Source organism: Geomonas sp. (genome assembly GCF_056994735.1).
Genome location: NZ_JBXKJL010000231.1, coordinates 1 through 1,285 on the forward strand (window position 1 = coordinate 1; position 1,285 = coordinate 1,285).

Annotated in this window: 1 pseudogene; it reads right to left on the reverse strand. The window is 62.4% G+C overall.

What is annotated here, in order from left to right:
* Nucleotides 1-179: 179 nt before the first annotated feature.
* A pseudogene (locus tag AC11W3_RS09950) lies at nt 180-1,151 on the reverse strand (ISAzo13 family transposase); the annotation flags it as partial.
* Nucleotides 1,152-1,285 lie beyond the last annotated feature (134 nt).

The window sequence follows — 1,285 nt, forward strand, 5'->3', positions numbered from 1 at the left end:
CACACTCAACACCGCCGCCGCTCCAGCCTCCTTCCACTCCATCCCGGAGCCACAAAGACGCTGCTTGACGAGCACTGTGAACGGCGGTCAGAAAACGTAGCGCGGGGCGGTGACCGGCGGGCGGTCAGAAAACGTAGCGCCCATGGCTTAAGGATCGCCGATTCAATAACTTCCCGAAGTCATGATCCGCTCGGAACCGCTCTGTAATTCCACTTCGGAAGGATCTCGTCGAACACGATCTTCATGCCCTCCTTGAACCCCGCCGCATACTTCCGCCCCGTTTGGTATACCTTGTCCAGGATGTCCACCGTCACCCGAAGCCCCGTGCTCGTCTTCGCCTTCTCCATCAACTCCTTCACCAACTCCACGCTCTCGAAGATCACACCCTGGCACGCTCGGCTCAGGTGCGGGAACAGCCGGTGCTCGATCGGGTTGTACTTCGACGTGTACGGCGGGTAATGCGCCACCCGGATCTCGATCCCGAGCCGATCGACCAGCCGTTGCAGGTCCTCCTTGAAGAGGTACTGGCGGGCGCTGTTGCTGCCGCCGCCGTCGCACAGCAGCAGGATCGAACTCGCTCGAGGATATAACGCCTGGCCCTGACTCTCCCACCACCGCTCGATGCTGTCGCAGGCAAACTCGCCGGTGTCGTGGCTGGTGCCCAGGTTCACATGACCGTCATTCCGCTTCACGTCGTAGAACCCGTGCGGGATGATCACGCCCGAGGCGAAGCTGGGGAAGTCGTGGTCGAACGTCTCGATAACCCCCTGCGTCAGCAGGTGCCCCTCCCGGTAGAAGTTGCCGATCAGCTCCTTCTTCTTGGTGTCCATGCTCACGATCGGGTTATCCGACTCCAGGTACTCCCGCTTGAGTCGGGCGATGTTCTCGAACTGCTGATCGCGGTCGGGATGCCCGCCCATCGCCTTGGATTTCTGGGCCTTACGGGTGACGTAGCCGTGCGTGCGAAGCAGTTGCTTGACCACGGGCACGCTGACCGGCGTGCCCGCCTCGGCCAGGTGCTCGGCGATCTGCTCGTAGGTCAGGTCGGTCCACCGGACCTCCTGCCGCATCGGGTCGCCCGCCGTGCGGTCCTGGAGCACCCGCAGGAAGTTTTCCTCCAACTGCGGGATGGTGCCTAGGCACGGCTTGCGTCCGCCCCTTTTTTACGGACCCGCTTGCCAAGCTCGTCGGGGAGGTGATCCAGATCCTGTTGGCCTTGGCGGATGGTCTTGGGATCGCAGCCCAGCAGGGTGGCAACATACTCGGTACCTCCATGCCCAAGCTT